Source organism: gamma proteobacterium symbiont of Lampromicra miyakona (assembly GCF_059730895.1).
On the sequence record NZ_AP035932.1, the window covers coordinates 479,742 to 496,005 of the forward strand.

Sequence of the window (16,264 nt, forward strand, 5' to 3'; positions counted from 1 at the left end):
TGGGCGCCGGCGTAATGCCGATTAAGTGGCAATTAATTTCTGTATGCCGGTGCGCATTCATGCGCACCCAACATAAACCGTGCCATCGACCTGTAGGGTCGCCATTAATGGCGACCGAAAATCATTTACTGACAGGCATCACACACGCAGGCATTTTAACTGCCCGCTTACTTACGCCTGATGTTCGTCCGGGAACTCACGCATAAAGCGTTCAACGTCGTCGACCATCGCATCATTACCGCAGAAGAACGGGCAGCGCTGGTGCAGCGTTTCCGGCTGAATATCAAGGATACGGTTTTTACCGTCGCTGGCTTTACCGCCCGCCTGTTCGGCGAGGAAGGCCATCGGGTTGCACTCATACAGCAGGCGCAGCTTGCCTTTCGGGTGGCTGGCGGTGCTGGGATAGAGATAAATGCCGCCTTTCAGCAGGTTACGGTGGAAATCCGCCACCAGCGAACCGATGTATCGCGAGGTGTAAGGGCGCTTCGTTGAAACATCTTCTTCCTGGCAGAACTTCAGGTACTTTTTCACGCCCTGCGGGAAGCGGATGTAGTTCCCTTCGTTGATCGAGTAGGTGTAGCCTTTTTCCGGGAAGGTCATGCGTTCGTGGCTCAGGCAGAACACGCCGAGCGACGGATCGTAAGTGAAGGCATGAACGCCCACGCCGGTGGTGTACACCATCATGGTTGAGGAACCGTACACCACGTAACCTGCGGCAACCTGCTTGTGGCCCGGTTGCATGAAATCGGCTTCAGTGATTGGCGTGCCTGGCTCACTAATACGATGATAAATCGAGAAAATGGTGCCGACGGAAACGTTAACGTCGATGTTCGAGGAACCATCCAGCGGGTCCATCAATACTACGTACTTACCGTTCTCCGAACCTTCAAAGATGACAAACTCATCTTCTTCTTCGGAAGCAATCCCCGCGACCACACCGCGCGCCTTCAGTGCCGCTTTCAGCTTTTCGTTAGCGAACAGATCCAGCTTCATCTGCTGCTCACCCTGCACGTTCTCTACGCCGCTGGCACCAAGAATATCCACCAGACCCGCTTTGTTGATGTCGCGGTGGATGATTTTTGCGCCCAGCTTGATGGAGGAAATCAGCGCCGTCAGTTCACCTGTGGCGTGAGGAAAGTCGTGTTGCTTCTCGACGATGAATTCGCCTAACGTTTTCATAACACATTCCCTGAATCTACGATGGAGTGGCAGCAGCTGTAACAAGCTACCAACGTATGCGTACGCAGTTTAGCCGATTGAACTTCAAAAACCATAGTCCTAATCCGTTTCTTCCCTCCGGACTCGGCGTTACACTGTGCGCCGAACTTTTGAGTAATGGATCTTTTTATGCGCATTCACATCCTTGGGATTTGTGGCACTTTTATGGGCGGACTGGCGATGCTGGCCCGCTCGCTCGGACACGAAGTGACCGGTTCAGATGCCAATGTCTATCCGCCGATGAGCACGCTGCTGCAACAGCAAGGCATTGAATTAACTGAAGGTTACGACGCCTCGCAGCTGGATCCGGCACCGGACCTGGTGATCATCGGCAACGCCATGACGCGCGGCAACCCGTGCGTGGAAGCGGTGCTGGAACGCAACATTCCTTACCTCTCCGGACCGCAATGGCTGCACGATTTCGTGCTGCGCGATCGCTGGGTGATGGCGGTGGCCGGTACCCATGGCAAAACCACCACAGCCGGCATGGCAGCGTGGATTCTCGAGGCCTGCGGCCTGGAACCGGGCTTTATTATTGGTGGGGTGCCGGGTAACTTCGACGTATCGGCAAAATTAGGAAAAAGTCCATTCTTCGTCATTGAGGCGGATGAGTACGACTGCGCGTTTTTCGACAAGCGTTCCAAGTTTGTACATTACTGCCCGCGCACCCTGATCCTCAACAATCTTGAGTTCGATCATGCCGACATCTTCGACGATCTGCGGGCGATCCAGAAGCAGTTCCACCATCTGGTGCGCATCGTGCCGGGTCAGGGCAAGATCCTGCTGCCGGAACACGATCACAACATTAAGCAGGTGATGGCGATGGGCTGCTGGAGCGAGCAGGAGAGCGTGGGCGACAACGGCCGCTGGCAGGCGAAGAAGCTGGTGCCGGATGCCTCGCGCTGGGAAGCCTGGCTCGACGGTGAGAAAGTGGCGGAAGTGAACTGGGCGCTGGTCGGCGAACACAATATGCACAACGGCCTGATGGCGATTGCCGCCGCACGTCATGTTGGCGTGAAGCCGTGCGATGCCGGTGAGGCGCTGAACAGCTTCATTAACGCGCGTCGTCGCCTCGAGCTACGCGGCGAAGTGAACGCGATTAAGGTGTATGACGATTTTGCCCATCACCCAACGGCTATTCTCGCTACGCTGGCGGCGCTGCGCAGTAAAGTCGGCGGCACCGCACGCATTCTGGCGGTGCTTGAGCCGCGCTCTAATACCATGAAGATGGGTGTGAGCAAGAACGAACTGGCCCCTTCGTTAGGGCGTGCCGATGAGGTGTTCCTGTTCCAGCCGCACCACATTCCGTGGCAGGTTGCGGACGTTGCGGACGCCTGCATTCAGCCGGCGCACTGGAGCGCGGACATTGATACGCTGGTGGAGATGGTGGCTAAAGCGGCGCAGCCGGGTGATTCGATTCTGGTGATGAGCAACGGCGGCTTTGGCGGGATTCATCAGAAACTGCTGGAGCGGTTAGGTAAGTAATGCGTGGCCGGTTTAGGGCCGAGAGGCGATCTGCCCTCATCCCAGCCTTCTCCCGCAAGCGGGAGAAGGGGTCGCCCGGTGCGGACGTCACATCCAGCGCTCGTCCTCAGCTACCTCAGCACTCTGCTTCTAACCCGGCACTGTACTTTATATCCCCTCTCCCGCTTGCGGGAGAGGGTTAGGGTGAGGGCAGGGCAGCCGTCCGCAGCGGACTTACGCTTCAGCCAGCTCGCGCAGGTACTGGAAAATCTGGCGGGCGGCTTTTGGCGGCTTACTGGCGGCTTTCTCTTTCTGCGCGTTGCGGATCATACTGCGCAGCTGCTGACGGTCAGCGTGCGGATAGAGATTCAGCACTTCCGCCACCGCGTCATCACCCTGTTCAATCAGCCGATCGCGCAGCTGCTCCAGCTTATGGAACAGCGCAACCTGCTGGTTGTGGCGGTTCTTCAGCTTATCCAGCGCCAGGCGGATTGGCTCTTCGTCGCGCTGACGCAGCATTTTACCAATCAGCTGCAGCTGGCGGCGGCGGCCTTCCTTCTTAATGCGCTGCGCCAGTTCAATGGCGTCACGCAGCTGTTCATCAAGCGGGATCTTATCCAGGGAGTTTTTCCCTAAATCCACTAACTCGGCGCCCAGGCGTTTCAGCTCCTCGGCGTCGCGTTTAATTTCACTTTTACTGACCCAGATAATCTCTTCGTCTTCTTCTTCCTGATTATCCGGCACATCGTCGAGCCAGTCTTCGGGCTGCTTCGTCATCTGTTGGCTCCCTAAAAAAAGAGGCTAATCCTACCAGTTTATCGGGCGACTGCGAAATTGTTCTCTGAGTCTGATAGACTCAATAAATTCATACTTAAGATTAGACGGCAGGTCGATGAACGTATCTACTCAGGTTGCAGAACAACGTAAAGTGTTGGAACAGGCTGTCGCGCAGGCGCTGGAACTGGCGCAAGCCAGCACCGACGGAGCAGAAGTGGCGGTCACCAAAACCACCGGAATCGGTGTCAGTACCCGCTACGGCGAAGTGGAAAACGTCGAATTCAACAGCGATGGCGCGCTTGGCATCACCGTCTATCACCAAAACCGCAAAGGCAGTGCTTCCTCGACCGATCTCAGCCCGGACGCGATTAAACGCACCGTGCAGGCGGCGATCGATATCGCGCGCTACACCTCGCCCGATCCCTGTGCTGCGCCGGCCGAGCGCGATCTGCTGGCGTTCGAGGCGCCGGATCTCGATCTCTATCACCCGTGGGAGATCGACGCCGATCGCGCCATTGAGCTGGCCGCGCAGGCCGAGCAGGCCGCGCTGCAGGCTGATAAGCGCATCACCAATACTGAAGGTGGCAGCTTTAACAGCCACGTCGGCATCAAAGTCTTTGGTAACAGCCACGGCATGCTGCAGAGCTACTGCTCGAGCCGGCATTCGCTGTCGAGCTGCGTCATTGCCGAGCACAACGGTGACATGGAGCGCGACTACGCCTACACCATCGGCCGCGCGATGGGCGATCTGCAAAGCGCCGACTGGGTGGGCGCGGAGTGCGCGCGCCGCGTGCTGTCACGTCTTTCGCCACGTAAGCTGCCGACCATGAAAGCGCCGGTGCTGTTTGCGCCGGAAGTGGCCACTGGCCTGTTCGGCCATCTGGTGGGCATGATCAGCGGCAGCAGCGTTTACCGCAAATCCACCTTCCTGCTCGACGCGCTGGGCCAGCAGATTCTGCCGTCGTGGCTGACGATTGAAGAGAAGCCGCACCTGCTGAAAGGGCTGGCCTCGACGCCGTTCGACAGCGAAGGCGTACGCACCGAAGCGCGCGAAATCGTGAAAGATGGCGTGCTGCAGAACTGGCTGCTGACCAGCTATTCGGCGCGTAAGCTTGGCCTGCAAAGCACCGGCCACGCGGGCGGCATTCATAACTGGCGCATCGCCGGTCAGGGCCACAGCTTTGACGATCTGGTGAAGCAGATGGGGCGCGGTTTGATCGTTACCGAGATGATGGGTTCCAGCGTCAGCGCCATGACCGGCGACTACTCACGCGGTGCGGCTGGCTTCTGGGTTGAAAACGGTGAAATTCAATACCCTGTGAGCGAGATCACAATTGCGGGCAACCTCAAAGATATGTGGCTCAATATGGTAACGGTCGGTAACGACATTGAAACGCGCAGCAATATACAATGCGGATCGGTGCTGCTGCCGGAGATGAAAATCGCCGGACAATAAAGACATCGCTTGATGAAAGCAGCCCACAGCGGCTGCTTTTTTTTCGCCTGATAATAATTAAAGGAAAACGTTATGCGTAAGCATGTGATTGCTATGTTGTCTTTGTCGTTGCTGTTCTCTTCAGCCAGCCTGTTCGCGGCTGACCTGGAGCAGGATATGGATACCCTGAAAGACGGGCTGAGTGTCGTTAAGAAAACCTCTGACGCCCAGGAAATGCACGCTGCACTGGGCAAGATGCGTGCCGCTGCGCAGGATGCAAAAAAATCCACGCCGGAAAAACTCGAAGGTCAGGGCGCTGACAGCGCACAGATCAAGGATTACCACGCCGGTCTGGACTCACTGATTGCCCAGATCGACGTTGTCGACCAGCTGGCGCAGGCTAACAAGCTGGACGAGGCGAAAACCGAAGCGAAGAAACTGGAAGACATCCGTAACGCCAACCATAAGAAATTCCGCTGATAAACCGGGCCAGCCTGCAGGCTGGCCTTATTCCTGCCGCGGCCTCGCGTCATTCCACCGTTTTTATCCCGCTTTTTACCTCATTTCATGCATTTCGTGAGCGAACTCGCATAGTTCGTGCATCGTGCGATCTGGCGCACAGTCGCCCGTGGGATTTCCACTTTGAGGTGGAAATGTTGCGTCTCCACACTCCCAGGCAGACAGCGTAATTTCTTCTCAACGCGAATTATCTGACATTGTCCGCTGTAAACAGGAGTAACAAGGTGAGGAGTGATGCTGTCCCGCTGAAACCGAGCACGCCGGAGGCAATCCAGGCGCTGGCGGATAAGGTGATGAATCAAATCGCGGCGCTGTATGCCGCGCACCACATTGCAGCCAATGCGGTGCAACAGCAAATGCTGGCCTCACATGTCCGCGCCATGGCGGCTCGCTCTCTCACCGGAGAGGCGCTGCCGGACGTCGAAGCCGAACTGTTTGAGGACATCTCGCCTGAGACCATGGCGCTGGCGCAGCAGGTGGTGGATCTGTTTGGCAATTTGCCTGTCGAAGAAGCCTGGCTGCTGTCGGTGCATATCGAAGTGGCGAAATCGAACGAAGCATGAATTGAGAGAGGAACGGAATATGGTAACGGTAGTGATTGGCGATCGTCTGGGTAAAGGACAGAAAGTGGCAGCTGGCGTGGAAAAAGCCGGCGGCCGGGCAGTAGTGGTGCCGGGCGTGGCGGCGGATATGAAACTGGGCGATGTGATGAAGGCGGAAAACGCTGATTTCGGCATCTCCTTCTGCGGCAGCGGCGGTGCCGGTGCCATCACCGCGCAGAACAAGTACGGCTACAAAGCCAAACACGGCATGCGTTCGGTTGACGAAGGGGTAACCGCCATCAACGAAGGTGCCACCGTGCTCGGTTTTGGCTTCATGGATAAAGAAGAGCTGGGTGAGCGTCTGGTGCAGGCCTGGAATAAAAAACACGGCAGCTAAGCATGAAACAACAGTATGAGACGCAGGTCACGGTGCAGGGCAAAGGCGACAGCAAAGCAAAAGCCTTCGCCGATGCGCTCAGCAAGGTGCAGCAGCAGGTGCTGCGCACCAGCCAGAAAATTCTGTTGCGCATTGAACCGCTCGATGTGCGGGTGCTGCGCGCGCAGGAGAGCGTGCGGAAGGAGAAATTTCTGTTCTTCTTCCTCGCGCGTGAACGGCGGAATTACAGCGTGGAGCTGGAAATTACTGTCAGCGTCACTGTGATCGACACCGAGAGCGTGACCTTCACAGCAACGTAAGAATAACGACAACAAGGGTAACAATATGTTTTTAATCATTTTGTTTAAGTCGTTGATCATCGGTGGATTAGTCGGCGTGGGCGTTGGAGCGGGCGCGGCGCGCATGTTCCACGCGCCCGTCACGCAGGGGATGGGTGCCTTCCGTACGCTGGGCGAGCTCAACTCCTGCGAGGGCGATCCGGCTTCGCACTTCTCCTTTGGTCTCGGCTTCTTCTTTAACGCCTGGGCATCCTCCGTTGCCGCGGGCTCCTTCACGCAGGATGTGGATCACCGCATTCTGCCGAACTGGGGCGCGGCCGCACTGATGGTAAAGAACCGCAACGTCGCGGAAACGCTGCATAACCCGAAGCGCATGGCGATTGCCTGCGGCATCATCGGCATGATCGTGGTGGCCTTCCTGAACAGTACCGCTTCTGCCGTACCGGCTGCGCTGCAGGTGACCGCGGTAAAAGTGCTGGTGCCGGCGGCGAATCTGCTGGTGAACACGGTGATGCCGGTGATCTTCTGGCTGGCGGCGATAGATGCCGGTAAGAAATCGGGCTTCTGGGCAACCATTTTTGGTGGTCTGGCGCAGTTGATCATGGGTAACGCCGTGCCGGGTCTGGTGCTGGGCATTCTGATCGGTAAAGGCGTGGAAGAGAGCGGCTGGAACAAAGTCACCAAAGTGATGATGGCTGCGATTGTCCTGCTGTTTGTGCTGAGCGGCTTCTTCCGTGGCTTCGATGTGAAACTGCTGCAATCCTTCCAGCTCGGCATCCCTGGCTGGCTCGACATGATCCACAACAGCCTGAGTGGCAAATAAGGAGCCTTCAGTATGAACGAGAACGAAAACAAAGGGTTCTGGTACGCCGACTGGTCTTTTCCGCTGTTTGTCGGCCTGCTCTCCTCCGGCGTATTCGCCGGGACGCACATGTACTACCTGTACGGCATCGGTGCTTTTAACGAAGTGGCATTCGTTTCGATGCTGCGCTCCGGCATGGAGACCGGCGTGTACGGTGCGGTGGCGGCGTTTGGTGCCAGCTTCTTGTTTGCGCGCATCATTGAAGGCTCGCTGGTAGGGATTCTGGATATCGGCGGCGCGATTCAGACCGGCGTCGGCCTCGGTGTGCCAGCGCTGCTGCTGGGAGCCGGTATCGTGTTTCCGGTGGCGAACTTTGCCGCCTCGCTGGCAACCGGGCTGGTGATTGGCGTGGCGATTGGCTACGTGATTATCCTTGCACGCAAATTCACCATCAACCAGAGCGATTCCACCTACGGCGCGGACGTAATGATGGGCGCCGGGAATGCCTCCGGTCGCTTCCTTGGTCCACTGATTATTCTGTCCGCTATGGCGGCGTCGATTCCGATCGGCCTCGGTTCGCTGGTCGGTGCACTGCTGTTTTACCTGTGGAACAAGCCGATTACCGGCGGCGCAATTCTCGGTGCCATGGTGCTCGGCGCTATCTTCCCGGTTTCGCTGTAAGCGCGAAATGGCTGCACAATCCCGTAGCGGCGCGATTTATCGCGCAATAAATTGCGCCGCTACGGCATGTGCGCTCTGTAAATGGGGGTTTTATGTTTGATCTGATTCTGCGCCGCGCGCGTCTGTGTGATGAACAGCTGGTGGATATCGCGATTCGCGCCGGCAAAATCGCGGCGGTCGGTAAGGTGGACGGCGCAGCGCAACAGGAGCGCGATCTCGGCGGCCGCTACTACGTCAGCGCCGGCTGGATTGACAGCCACGTACACTGCTATCCCAAATCACCGATTTACCACGACGAAGCCGACGCGATTGGCGTGGCGCAGGGCGTCACCACCGTGGTGGATGCGGGCAGCACCGGTGCCGATCACATCGACGACTTTTATCAGCTGACGCGCAGCGCGAAGACCGAAGTGCGCGCGCTGATCAACATCTCGCGCACCGGCATCGTCACGCAGAACGAGCTGGCCGACATGGCGCAGATTGATGGCGAAGCGGTGGTGCAGGCGGTACAGCGTCGCCCGGACTTTATCGTCGGCCTGAAGGCACGCATGAGCAGCAGCGTGGTCGGCGACAACGGCATTCAGCCGCTGGTGCGCGCCAAAGCCATTCAGCAGGCGGCGGGCAATCTGCCGCTGATGGTGCACATCGGTAACAACCCGCCGGTGCTGGAGGAGATAGCCGCGCTGCTCACTTCCGGCGACATCATCACTCACTGCTTCAACGGCAAGCCGAACCGCATTCTGTCACCGCAGGGCGAGCTGAAAGCGGCGGTTAAGCAGGCGATCGCGCGCGGCGTGAAGCTGGATATCGGCCACGGCAGCGCCAGCTTCAGTTTTGCGGTGGCGCGCGAGGCGATTGCCCAGGGCATTCTGCCGGACACCATCAGCTCCGATATCTATTGTCGCAACCGCATCAACGGCCCGGTGCACAGCCTGGCGCACGTGATGTCGAAATTTTTCTCCATCGGCATGACGCTGCCGCAGGTGATCGCCTGCGTCACCGTTAATGCCGCAGCGGGTCTGCGTCTGGCCGGTAAAGGGCATCTGACCGCCGGTTATGACGCCGATCTGACCATTTTTACCGTCAAAGAGGAAGCCCGCCCGTTCGTCGATGCTGAAGGCGAACGGGTCACGGGTGAGCAACATTTGCTGCCGCTGGCCGTGGTGATCGCGGGCCAGTGGCATCTGACTGAGGAAGGGAAAGCGCATCATGTCTTCGATTTATGAGAAATATGACCTGAAACAGGTGATCAACGCCTCCGGCCGTATGACCATTCTTGGCGTGTCGACGCCGTCCGCCAACGTGGTGGATACCGTCAGCTACGGCCTCAATCACTACTTTGAGATCAAAGATCTGGTCAACAAAACCGGTGCCTACATCGCGCGCCTGCTGGAAGTCGAAAACGCGGTGGTGGTGTCCTGCGCCTCGGCCGGTATTGCCCAGTGCGTAGCGGCGGTGATCGTTAAAGATAACGACTGGCTGCTGGATAACCTGCACGCCGCGCCGCTCAGCGTGCCGCACGACATTGTGGTGCCGAAAGGCCATAACGTGAACTACGGCGCGCCGGTGGGCAGCATGGTGGCGCTGGGCGGCGGACGCCTGATTGAGGCCGGCTACAGCAACGAGTGCTCGCCAGAACAGCTGGCGGCGGCCATCACGCCGACCACCGCGGCGCTGCTGTACGTCAAGTCGCATCACTGTGTGCAGAAAAGCCATCTCAGCGTCGAACAGGCGGCAGTAGTCGCGCGCAAACACGGTATTCCGCTGATTGTCGATGCGGCGGCCGAAGAGGATTTGCAGTGCTATTACCAGATGGGGGCCGACCTGGTGATCTACAGCGGTGCCAAAGCGATTGAAGGGCCAACCAGCGGCCTGGTGATTGGCCGCAGCCAGTACGTCGAGTGGGTGAAACGCCAGAGCAACGGCATTGGCCGCGCGATGAAAGTTGGCAAAGAGGGCATTCTCGGTCTGACTCAGGCGATTGAAAACTATCTGCTGCAGAGCAAAACCAGCGGTGCCGACATGGTGGCGAAGATGACGCCCTTTATCGATAACCTCAACACGCTGAACGGCGTCAGCGCGCGCGTGGTGTGGGATGCGGCCGGTCGTGATATCGCCCGCGCTGAGATCAAATTTGATGAAGCGGTGACGGGCTGGCCAACCGGCGAGCTGGTGCAGGCGCTGAAAAACGGCGACATCGCCATCTATTTCCGCGGCTATAAAGCCAACGAAGGCATTATCGAAGCGGATGTGCGCAGCGTCAGCGCGGAACAGCTGCACATCATCTTTAGCCGCATCCAGGCGCTGCTCAGCGGAGGAAAACGCGCATGAATCTCAACCCCAATTTCTATCAGGGCCGTCTGTGCCTCAACGTGCTGGCCGGTTCAAAGCAGAATGCGCAGGCGATCTGGCAGGCGGCAGAAGGGCATGTGCTGGTCGGCGTTTTGTCGAAGAACTATGCCTCGAATGAGGCCGCGATTGCCGATATGCGCGAGTATGCGGCGCTGATTGATAATGCGCTGTCGGTCGGGCTGGGCGCGGGCGACCCGAATCAGTCGGCGATGGTCAGTGAAATCTCGGCAGAACTGCAGCCGCAGCACGTTAATCAGGTCTTTACCGGCGTGGCCACCAGCCGCGCGCTGCTCGGACAGCCACACACCATCGTGAACGGTCTGGTTTCACCAACCGGCACGCCGGGCAAGGTGAAAATCTCCACCGGTCCGCGCAGTTCGCAGGCGGCGGACGGCATTGTGCCGATCGCCACAGCGATCGCCATGCTGCAGGATATGGGCGGCAGTTCGGTAAAGTATTTCCCGATGGGCGGCCTGAACGCGGTGGAGGAGTATCGCGCGGTGGCGGACGCCTGTGCGCGCCATGATTTCTGGCTGGAGCCGACCGGCGGTATCGATCTCAGTAATTTCGAAGAGATTGTGCGGATTGCTCTGGAGGCCGGGGTCAGTAAAGTCATCCCGCACGTTTACAGCTCAATTATTGATAGCGCCAGCGGCGACACGCGCATTGACGATGTGCGTCAGCTTCTGGCAACGTGCAAGAAACTGCTGTAACAAATGAGTAACAGGTGAGGCTCCGTGAGATTTCCCAATCAGCGTTTAGCTCAACTCTTCGCGGCGCTGCAAAGCGAAACGCTGCCACAGGATGAGCTGGCGCGGCGTTTTTCCGTTTCAACGCGCACGGTGCGCACCGACATCACCGCGCTCAATGCGCTGCTGGAACAGCACGGCGCTCAGTTCGTGCTGGCGCGCGGCGCGGGCTATCAGCTAAAAATCGACGACGCGGTGCGCTTCGGCCGCCTGCAGCAGGAGAGTGCGGCACCGCTGCGGGTGCCGCGCACCTCGCAGGATCGGGTGCGCTATTTGCTGAGCCGCTTTCTCACCGCCGCGTATTCGCTCAAGCTGGAAGATCTGTCGGAAGAGTGGTTCGTCAGCCGCGCCACGCTGCAGAGCGATATGGCGGAAGTGCGCGAGTGGCTGGGCCGCTATCATCTCAATATCGAAACCAAGCCGCGCTACGGTATGAAACTGTTTGGCAGCGAGGCGGCGATTCGCACCTGCCTGACCGATCTGCTGTGGCAAATCGACCAGCAGACGCCGGACAGCCCGCTGCTGACGGTCGAGGCGCTGCACAGCGGCATGCTGGCGCAGCTGCAGCCGCTGCTGGCGCAGTGCTTCACGCAACACGCCATCCGGCTGAGCGATGAAGGCGAGCGCTATCTGCTGATTTACTGCGCGGTGGCGGTGCGCCGCATCAGCGAAGGCTTCCCGCTCAGCGATCCCGGCGCGGAGGATGTCGGCGAGGAGATACGCGAGGCGGCGCACGATCTGGTTAATCTGATGCGTCCGCTGGTGGGCAAAGGCATCTCGCAGGCGGAAGAGAACTGGCTGCGCGTTAACATTGCGGCGCGGCAGATTCAGGCGCTGGCCCCCAGCACCATCAACGCCGATGACGCGGATGCGCTGGTGGATTACCTGCTTAACTACATCAACACCCATTACAACTACCGGCTGCAGCAGGATGAGCAGCTGCGCGCCGATCTGCTCACGCACATCAAAACCATGATCACCCGCGTGCGCTATCAGATCCACATCCCTAATCCGCTGCTGAGTAACATCAAGCAGCACTATCCGATGGCCTACGATGTAACGCTGGCGGCCGTCACCAGCTGGGGCAAATACACGCCGTATACCATCAGCGAAAACGAGATTGGCTTTCTGGTGCTGCACATTGGCGTCGGGCTGGAGCGACATTACGATGTCGGCTATCAGCGACACCCGCAGGTGTTGCTGGTTTGCGACAGCGGCAACTCCACGCTGCGCATGATCGAGGCGCTGCTGCTGCGCAAATACCCGCAGCTGGTGGTGACGGCGCGGCTGTCGCAGCGTGACTACGAAGTGCGTGCGCACATTGATGAAGATTTTGTTATTTCAACCGCGCGGCTCAGCGAGAAGAACAAGCCGGTAGTGATGATGTCGCCGTTCCCTACGGAGTTTCAGCTGGAACAGCTCGGCAAGCTGGTGCTGGTGGATCGCACCCGGCCTTACATGCTGGAGAAGTACTTCGACGCGCAGCATTTCATGGTGCTCGACCGGCCAATGAGCCAGTCGGCGCTGTTCCGCCTGCTGTGCGATCGGCTCGAGGCGGAGGGCTATGTCGATGCTGATTTTTATCCTTCAGTCGAAGAGCGTGAAGCGATTGTCAGTACCATGCTGGGCGAAGGGATTGCGCTGCCACACTCGCTGGGATTACTGGCTAAAAAAACCGTGGTTTATACCGTGCTGGCACCGCACGGCGTGAGCTGGGGCGATGAGACGGCCTCAGTGATTTTCCTGCTGGCGATCAGTAAGAGTGAATATGAGGAGGCGATGGCGATTTACGATCTGTTTGTCACCTTCCTGCGCGAAAGGGCGGTGACAAGATTGCGCGACTGCGCTGATTTCGTCAGCTTTAAAGCGGTGGCAATGGATTGTCTGAGCCGGTTGTGATGGGGGATGGGTGCGGTTTGTCCCTCACGCTAACCCTCTCCCGCAAGCGGGCGAGGGGACCGATCCAGCGGCGTGTGAGTTCAGTTGCTGATCCTTAGCGCCCGGTGGATTGACTGAATTCTGGCCCTCAAACCACGCCAGGACGGCTCCCTCTCCCGCGTGCGGGAGAGGGCTGGGGTGAGGGCGAAATGCCGCCAGCACCCAAAATCAGCCGCGTTTCGCCAGCAGTTTTGGAATCTCACGCAGGCACCAGGCTTTGGCTTCACCCATGCTATCGCGGCGCCACGCCATAATAATATCCACCTCACGGGTATACTCGGCGCTGACAACGCGCAGGCGGCCTTCGGCGATATCTTTCTCCACCATCGGATAGGGCATGGTCGCTACGCCGAGACCGGCCAGCAGCGCGCGGCGTTTATCATCCATGCTGCTTACCGTCAGACGCTGCTGTTTGTCCAGCAGCTGCACCGTCAACACCGGACGTTCGCGCGCGGTGTCCGCCACAGCGATGCCGCGATACTTAACGCGCGTGACCTCGGACAGCGGCTCGGCTTCCTGATGAATCGGGTGATCCGGACTGGCAACATACACGCTCATAATGCTGTACAGCTTGCGCGTGTTGATTTCGGTGGACGCGCGAAAATGCAAATCCGGCGCGATCACGATGTCGGCGCGCCCCTGTTCCAGGCGTTCCCACGCGCCCGCCAGTACTTCGGTGACCAGCGAAATCTGCGTATTGGCTTTCTCGGCCAGCTTCTCTACCAGCGGGAACAGCAGCTCGGTCGGGATCAGCGCTTCGGCCACGATGGTCAGATGGGTTTCCCAGCCGCGCGCCAGCGCTTCGGCATCGGTGGTGAGTTTATCGGCGGCTTCCAGCAGCACGCGGCCGCGTTCCAGCAGCATTCGCCCGACGTTGGTGAATTTGGTGCGATGGCCGGAGCGGTCAAACAGCACTACATCCAGCTCCTCTTCCAGCTTCTGCATGGTGTAGCTCAGCGCCGATGGCACGCGTCCCAGCTCGTCGGCCGCCGCGGCGAAGCTGCCGCGACGGTCAATAGCATCCATCACACGTAAAGCTTCCAGGGTTAACGCGCGCTCTTTAGCCATGCCGACTCTCTGTCAGTAAATTTGAATATGCCAGGCAGATTAACTGGCTAACAATCCGGCGTCCAGCCTTTTACCATTGACGTATAAAGCCTGTGGTGGATTCTCACCGCAGTGCGTCGGAGGTAAAGCATGATGACAACCCGCTGCGCGTCCGCATGTGGCCAGGCCGATTTCGGTTGGTTGCAGGCGCGCTATAGCTTCTCATTTGGCCACTATTTTGATCCCCAGCTGATGGGCTACGCCTCGCTGCGCGTGCTGAATCAGGAAGTGCTGGCACCCGGTGCGGCATTTCAGCCGCGCACCTATCCGCAGGTGGATGTGCTCAACCTGGTGCTGCAGGGTGAAGCCGAATACCGCGACAGCGAAGGCAATCACCTGGTGGCGCGCGAGGGCGAAGCGATGCTGCTGTCGGCTCGCCAGGGCGTCAATTACAGCGAACACAATATCAGCAAGGAGCGCCCACTGACGCGCATGCAGCTGTGGCTGGCCGCCTGTCCGGAACGGGAAAATCCGCTGCTGCAAAAACGCGCGCTGCCGCAGCAAACCCATGTACTGATTGCGTCACCGGATGGCGCGGACGGCAGTTTGCAGCTGCGCCAGCAGGTGTGGGTACATCAGGTCACGCTGGCACCGGGCGAGCAGTACAGCCTGGCGCTGCACGGACCGCGCGCCTATTTGCAGTCGATTCACGGTGCGCTTGAGGTACGGGCCAGCAGTGCGCATCAGGAACAGCTGCGCTGTGGTGATGGGGCGTTTGTCAGTGAAGAGGCGCAGATTACGCTGCAGGCGGAAACGCCGCTGCGCGCGCTGGTGATTGATATTCCGGTATAAAAAAGGCGGCCCTGCTGGCCGCCTGTGGCATTATTTCAGAATGGTAAAGGCGGTGGTGACGTGCTTCACGCCGCTGACACGGCTGGCGATATCCGCTGCTGCCTTCGCTTCTTCCTGCGTTACCAGACCCAGCAGGAACACTTCCCCGTTCTCAGTGGTGACTTTCACGTTGGACGATTTCACCTGATCGCTGCCCAGCAGCTGCGAGCGGATTTTGGTGGTGATCCACGTATCTGATGAAGACGTGCCGAGGCTCACTTTCTGCCCGGTGCGAATCTCGTTATACACCTCTGTCGCGCCATCAACGCCCATGGCGATCTGTTTCGCCCGGCTGGCGAGATCGGCTGACGGTGCCTGACCGGTCAGCAGTACTTTGCCCTGATACGCGGTCACGACCACGCGCGCCTGATTTTTGATCTGTTCATCTTTTGCCAGCGCGTTAGTGACGCGCAGCTCCAGCGTGCCGTCATCAACCTGCGTGCCCACGGTACGTGGGTCGGTGGCGGTTTTGGTGGCGACCGCAGCGCCGCCGGCGACAACCGCCACGCAGCCCTGCAGCAGCATGGCGGTTAACAGAATGGCGATAGCGTTCAATGCTTTCATTTGAGCTCCTTCAGTCATTCCTGGTGTGGGAACAAGGTGTTATCAATCAAATCGCACAGGCAGTTTAGCGTCAGCATATGCATCTCCTGAATGCGTGCGCTGCGATGTGACGGAATGCGAATTTCCACATCGTGCGGACCGAGCAGGCCCGCCAGCTCACCGCCGTCATGGCCGGTCAGCGCGACGATAGTCATATCGCGGGTAACCGCAGCTTCCACCGCTTTAACAATATCGCGGGTGTTGCCACGGGTGGAGATGGCCAGCAGAACGTCGCCGGCCTGTCCAAGCGCACGAACCTGCTTGGCATAAATTTCGTCGTGCAGACGGTCGTTACCGATTGCCGTCAGCATCACATTGTCCGCACTCAGCGCCAGCGCCGGCAGGCTGGGACGCTCAGTCTCAAAACGGTTAATCATGCTGGCGGCAAAATGCTGGGCGTTAGCCGCCGAGGCGCCGTTACCGCAGCTGAGGATTTTGTTGCCGTTCAGCAGTGACTGCACCAGCGTCATCGCGGCGCGGGAAATCGCATCTGGCAGCGCTTCGGCTGCGGCGATTTGCGTCTGAATACTTTCGGTAAAACACGCTTTAATTCTGTCCTGCACAAGACCAC

18 protein-coding genes are annotated in these 16,264 nt (G+C 58.7%); 13 read left to right on the forward strand and 5 right to left on the reverse strand.

What is annotated here, in order from left to right:
* Nucleotides 1-171: 171 nt before the first annotated feature.
* Nucleotides 172-1,179: a class 1 fructose-bisphosphatase gene (gene fbp, locus AC6I8P_RS02300; protein WP_021509731.1), complete on the reverse strand. Its 1,008-nt coding sequence runs from the start codon at nucleotides 1,177-1,179 to the stop codon at nucleotides 172-174.
* A gap of 168 nt (nucleotides 1,180-1,347) precedes the next feature.
* On the opposite strand from fbp, the gene mpl reads away from it, so the two are divergent.
* Nucleotides 1,348-2,703, forward strand: coding sequence for a UDP-N-acetylmuramate:L-alanyl-gamma-D-glutamyl-meso-diaminopimelate ligase (gene mpl, locus AC6I8P_RS02305; protein WP_481657271.1), 1,356 nt, complete (start codon nucleotides 1,348-1,350; stop codon nucleotides 2,701-2,703).
* Nucleotides 2,704-2,916: 213 nt separating this feature from the next.
* Here mpl and yjgA read toward each other — a convergent pair whose 3' ends face one another.
* Complete coding sequence (gene yjgA / locus AC6I8P_RS02310; protein ID WP_058759857.1) at nucleotides 2,917-3,459, reverse strand: ribosome biogenesis factor YjgA; 543 nt, start codon at nucleotides 3,457-3,459, stop codon at nucleotides 2,917-2,919.
* A 115-nt stretch (nucleotides 3,460-3,574) separates the two neighbouring features.
* Here yjgA and pmbA point away from each other — a divergent pair, with 115 nt between their 5' ends.
* The 11 genes from pmbA to AC6I8P_RS02365 all read left to right on the forward strand — a co-directional run bounded on the left by pmbA (nucleotide 3,575) and on the right by AC6I8P_RS02365 (nucleotide 13,113).
* Nucleotides 3,575-4,915: a metalloprotease PmbA gene (gene pmbA / locus AC6I8P_RS02315; protein WP_058771332.1), complete on the forward strand. Its 1,341-nt coding sequence runs from the start codon at nucleotides 3,575-3,577 to the stop codon at nucleotides 4,913-4,915.
* A gap of 72 nt (nucleotides 4,916-4,987) precedes the next feature.
* On the forward strand, nucleotides 4,988-5,374 hold the full coding sequence (gene cybC / locus AC6I8P_RS02320; RefSeq protein WP_021509728.1) for a cytochrome b562: 387 nt from the start codon (nucleotides 4,988-4,990) through the stop codon (nucleotides 5,372-5,374).
* A gap of 263 nt (nucleotides 5,375-5,637) precedes the next feature.
* Nucleotides 5,638-5,976: a glycine dehydrogenase gene (locus AC6I8P_RS02325; RefSeq protein ID WP_010617110.1), complete on the forward strand. Its 339-nt coding sequence runs from the start codon at nucleotides 5,638-5,640 to the stop codon at nucleotides 5,974-5,976.
* 19 nt (nucleotides 5,977-5,995) lie between these two features.
* Complete coding sequence (locus AC6I8P_RS02330; RefSeq protein WP_021509727.1) at nucleotides 5,996-6,352, forward strand: SFCGS family glycine-rich protein; 357 nt, start codon at nucleotides 5,996-5,998, stop codon at nucleotides 6,350-6,352.
* Between the two features lie 2 nt (nucleotides 6,353-6,354).
* Nucleotides 6,355-6,651: a DUF4312 family protein gene (locus tag AC6I8P_RS02335; RefSeq protein ID WP_021509726.1), complete on the forward strand. Its 297-nt coding sequence runs from the start codon at nucleotides 6,355-6,357 to the stop codon at nucleotides 6,649-6,651.
* Between the two features lie 25 nt (nucleotides 6,652-6,676).
* The gene (locus AC6I8P_RS02340; RefSeq protein ID WP_021509725.1) at nucleotides 6,677-7,453 is read left to right on the forward strand and encodes a DUF4311 domain-containing protein; all 777 of its coding nucleotides are present in this window, start codon (nucleotides 6,677-6,679) and stop codon (nucleotides 7,451-7,453) included.
* A gap of 12 nt (nucleotides 7,454-7,465) precedes the next feature.
* Nucleotides 7,466-8,113 carry a DUF4310 family protein gene (locus AC6I8P_RS02345; protein WP_021509724.1) on the forward strand — a complete coding sequence of 216 codons (648 nt, stop codon included), beginning with the start codon at nucleotides 7,466-7,468 and terminating at the stop codon, nucleotides 8,111-8,113.
* 92 nt (nucleotides 8,114-8,205) lie between these two features.
* Entirely contained in the window at nucleotides 8,206-9,339 is a 1,134-nt protein-coding gene (locus AC6I8P_RS02350; RefSeq protein ID WP_021509723.1) for an amidohydrolase/deacetylase family metallohydrolase, read from the forward strand.
* Complete coding sequence (locus AC6I8P_RS02355; protein WP_498030937.1) at nucleotides 9,323-10,444, forward strand: DgaE family pyridoxal phosphate-dependent ammonia lyase; 1,122 nt, start codon at nucleotides 9,323-9,325, stop codon at nucleotides 10,442-10,444. Before AC6I8P_RS02350 ends, AC6I8P_RS02355 begins: the two co-directional genes overlap by 17 nt.
* A complete protein-coding gene (gene dagF, locus AC6I8P_RS02360; RefSeq protein ID WP_159378459.1) occupies nucleotides 10,441-11,178 on the forward strand; it encodes a 2-dehydro-3-deoxy-phosphogluconate aldolase in 738 nt (245 codons plus the stop codon). Before AC6I8P_RS02355 ends, dagF begins: the two co-directional genes overlap by 4 nt.
* 24 nt (nucleotides 11,179-11,202) lie before the next feature.
* The gene (locus tag AC6I8P_RS02365) at nucleotides 11,203-13,113 is read left to right on the forward strand and encodes a BglG family transcription antiterminator (protein ID WP_021509720.1); all 1,911 of its coding nucleotides are present in this window, start codon (nucleotides 11,203-11,205) and stop codon (nucleotides 13,111-13,113) included.
* Between the two features lie 207 nt (nucleotides 13,114-13,320).
* Here the strand turns inward: AC6I8P_RS02365 and AC6I8P_RS02370 are convergent, their stop codons facing one another.
* Nucleotides 13,321-14,220 carry a LysR family transcriptional regulator gene (locus AC6I8P_RS02370; protein WP_021509719.1) on the reverse strand — a complete coding sequence of 300 codons (900 nt, stop codon included), beginning with the start codon at nucleotides 14,218-14,220 and terminating at the stop codon, nucleotides 13,321-13,323.
* A 129-nt stretch (nucleotides 14,221-14,349) separates the two neighbouring features.
* On the opposite strand from AC6I8P_RS02370, the gene AC6I8P_RS02375 reads away from it, so the two are divergent.
* On the forward strand, nucleotides 14,350-15,051 hold the full coding sequence (locus AC6I8P_RS02375) for a pirin family protein (protein ID WP_125309915.1): 702 nt from the start codon (nucleotides 14,350-14,352) through the stop codon (nucleotides 15,049-15,051).
* A gap of 30 nt (nucleotides 15,052-15,081) precedes the next feature.
* On the opposite strand, the gene dolP is transcribed toward AC6I8P_RS02375, so the two are convergent.
* A complete protein-coding gene (gene dolP, locus AC6I8P_RS02380) occupies nucleotides 15,082-15,654 on the reverse strand; it encodes a division/outer membrane stress-associated lipid-binding lipoprotein (protein ID WP_021509717.1) in 573 nt (190 codons plus the stop codon).
* A gap of 14 nt (nucleotides 15,655-15,668) precedes the next feature.
* The gene (gene diaA, locus AC6I8P_RS02385) at nucleotides 15,669-16,256 is read right to left on the reverse strand and encodes a DnaA initiator-associating protein DiaA (protein ID WP_021509716.1); all 588 of its coding nucleotides are present in this window, start codon (nucleotides 16,254-16,256) and stop codon (nucleotides 15,669-15,671) included.
* Between the last annotated feature and the right edge of the window lie 8 nt (nucleotides 16,257-16,264).

Coding starts and splice junctions, on each gene's coding strand:
- AC6I8P_RS02345 (WP_021509724.1), top strand. CDS start 7,466: ATGAACGAGAACGAAAACAAAGGGTTCTGGTACGCCGACTGGTCTTTT.
- fbp (WP_021509731.1), bottom strand. CDS start 1,179: ATGAAAACGTTAGGCGAATTCATCGTCGAGAAGCAACACGACTTTCCT.
- AC6I8P_RS02355 (WP_498030937.1), top strand. CDS start 9,323: ATGTCTTCGATTTATGAGAAATATGACCTGAAACAGGTGATCAACGCC.
- AC6I8P_RS02330 (WP_021509727.1), top strand. CDS start 5,996: ATGGTAACGGTAGTGATTGGCGATCGTCTGGGTAAAGGACAGAAAGTG.
- yjgA (WP_058759857.1), bottom strand. CDS start 3,459: ATGACGAAGCAGCCCGAAGACTGGCTCGACGATGTGCCGGATAATCAG.
- pmbA (WP_058771332.1), top strand. CDS start 3,575: ATGAACGTATCTACTCAGGTTGCAGAACAACGTAAAGTGTTGGAACAG.
- AC6I8P_RS02375 (WP_125309915.1), top strand. CDS start 14,350: ATGATGACAACCCGCTGCGCGTCCGCATGTGGCCAGGCCGATTTCGGT.
- AC6I8P_RS02350 (WP_021509723.1), top strand. CDS start 8,206: ATGTTTGATCTGATTCTGCGCCGCGCGCGTCTGTGTGATGAACAGCTG.
- dolP (WP_021509717.1), bottom strand. CDS start 15,654: ATGAAAGCATTGAACGCTATCGCCATTCTGTTAACCGCCATGCTGCTG.
- cybC (WP_021509728.1), top strand. CDS start 4,988: ATGCGTAAGCATGTGATTGCTATGTTGTCTTTGTCGTTGCTGTTCTCT.
- AC6I8P_RS02340 (WP_021509725.1), top strand. CDS start 6,677: ATGTTTTTAATCATTTTGTTTAAGTCGTTGATCATCGGTGGATTAGTC.
- AC6I8P_RS02370 (WP_021509719.1), bottom strand. CDS start 14,220: ATGGCTAAAGAGCGCGCGTTAACCCTGGAAGCTTTACGTGTGATGGAT.
- mpl (WP_481657271.1), top strand. CDS start 1,348: ATGCGCATTCACATCCTTGGGATTTGTGGCACTTTTATGGGCGGACTG.
- dagF (WP_159378459.1), top strand. CDS start 10,441: ATGAATCTCAACCCCAATTTCTATCAGGGCCGTCTGTGCCTCAACGTG.
- AC6I8P_RS02335 (WP_021509726.1), top strand. CDS start 6,355: ATGAAACAACAGTATGAGACGCAGGTCACGGTGCAGGGCAAAGGCGAC.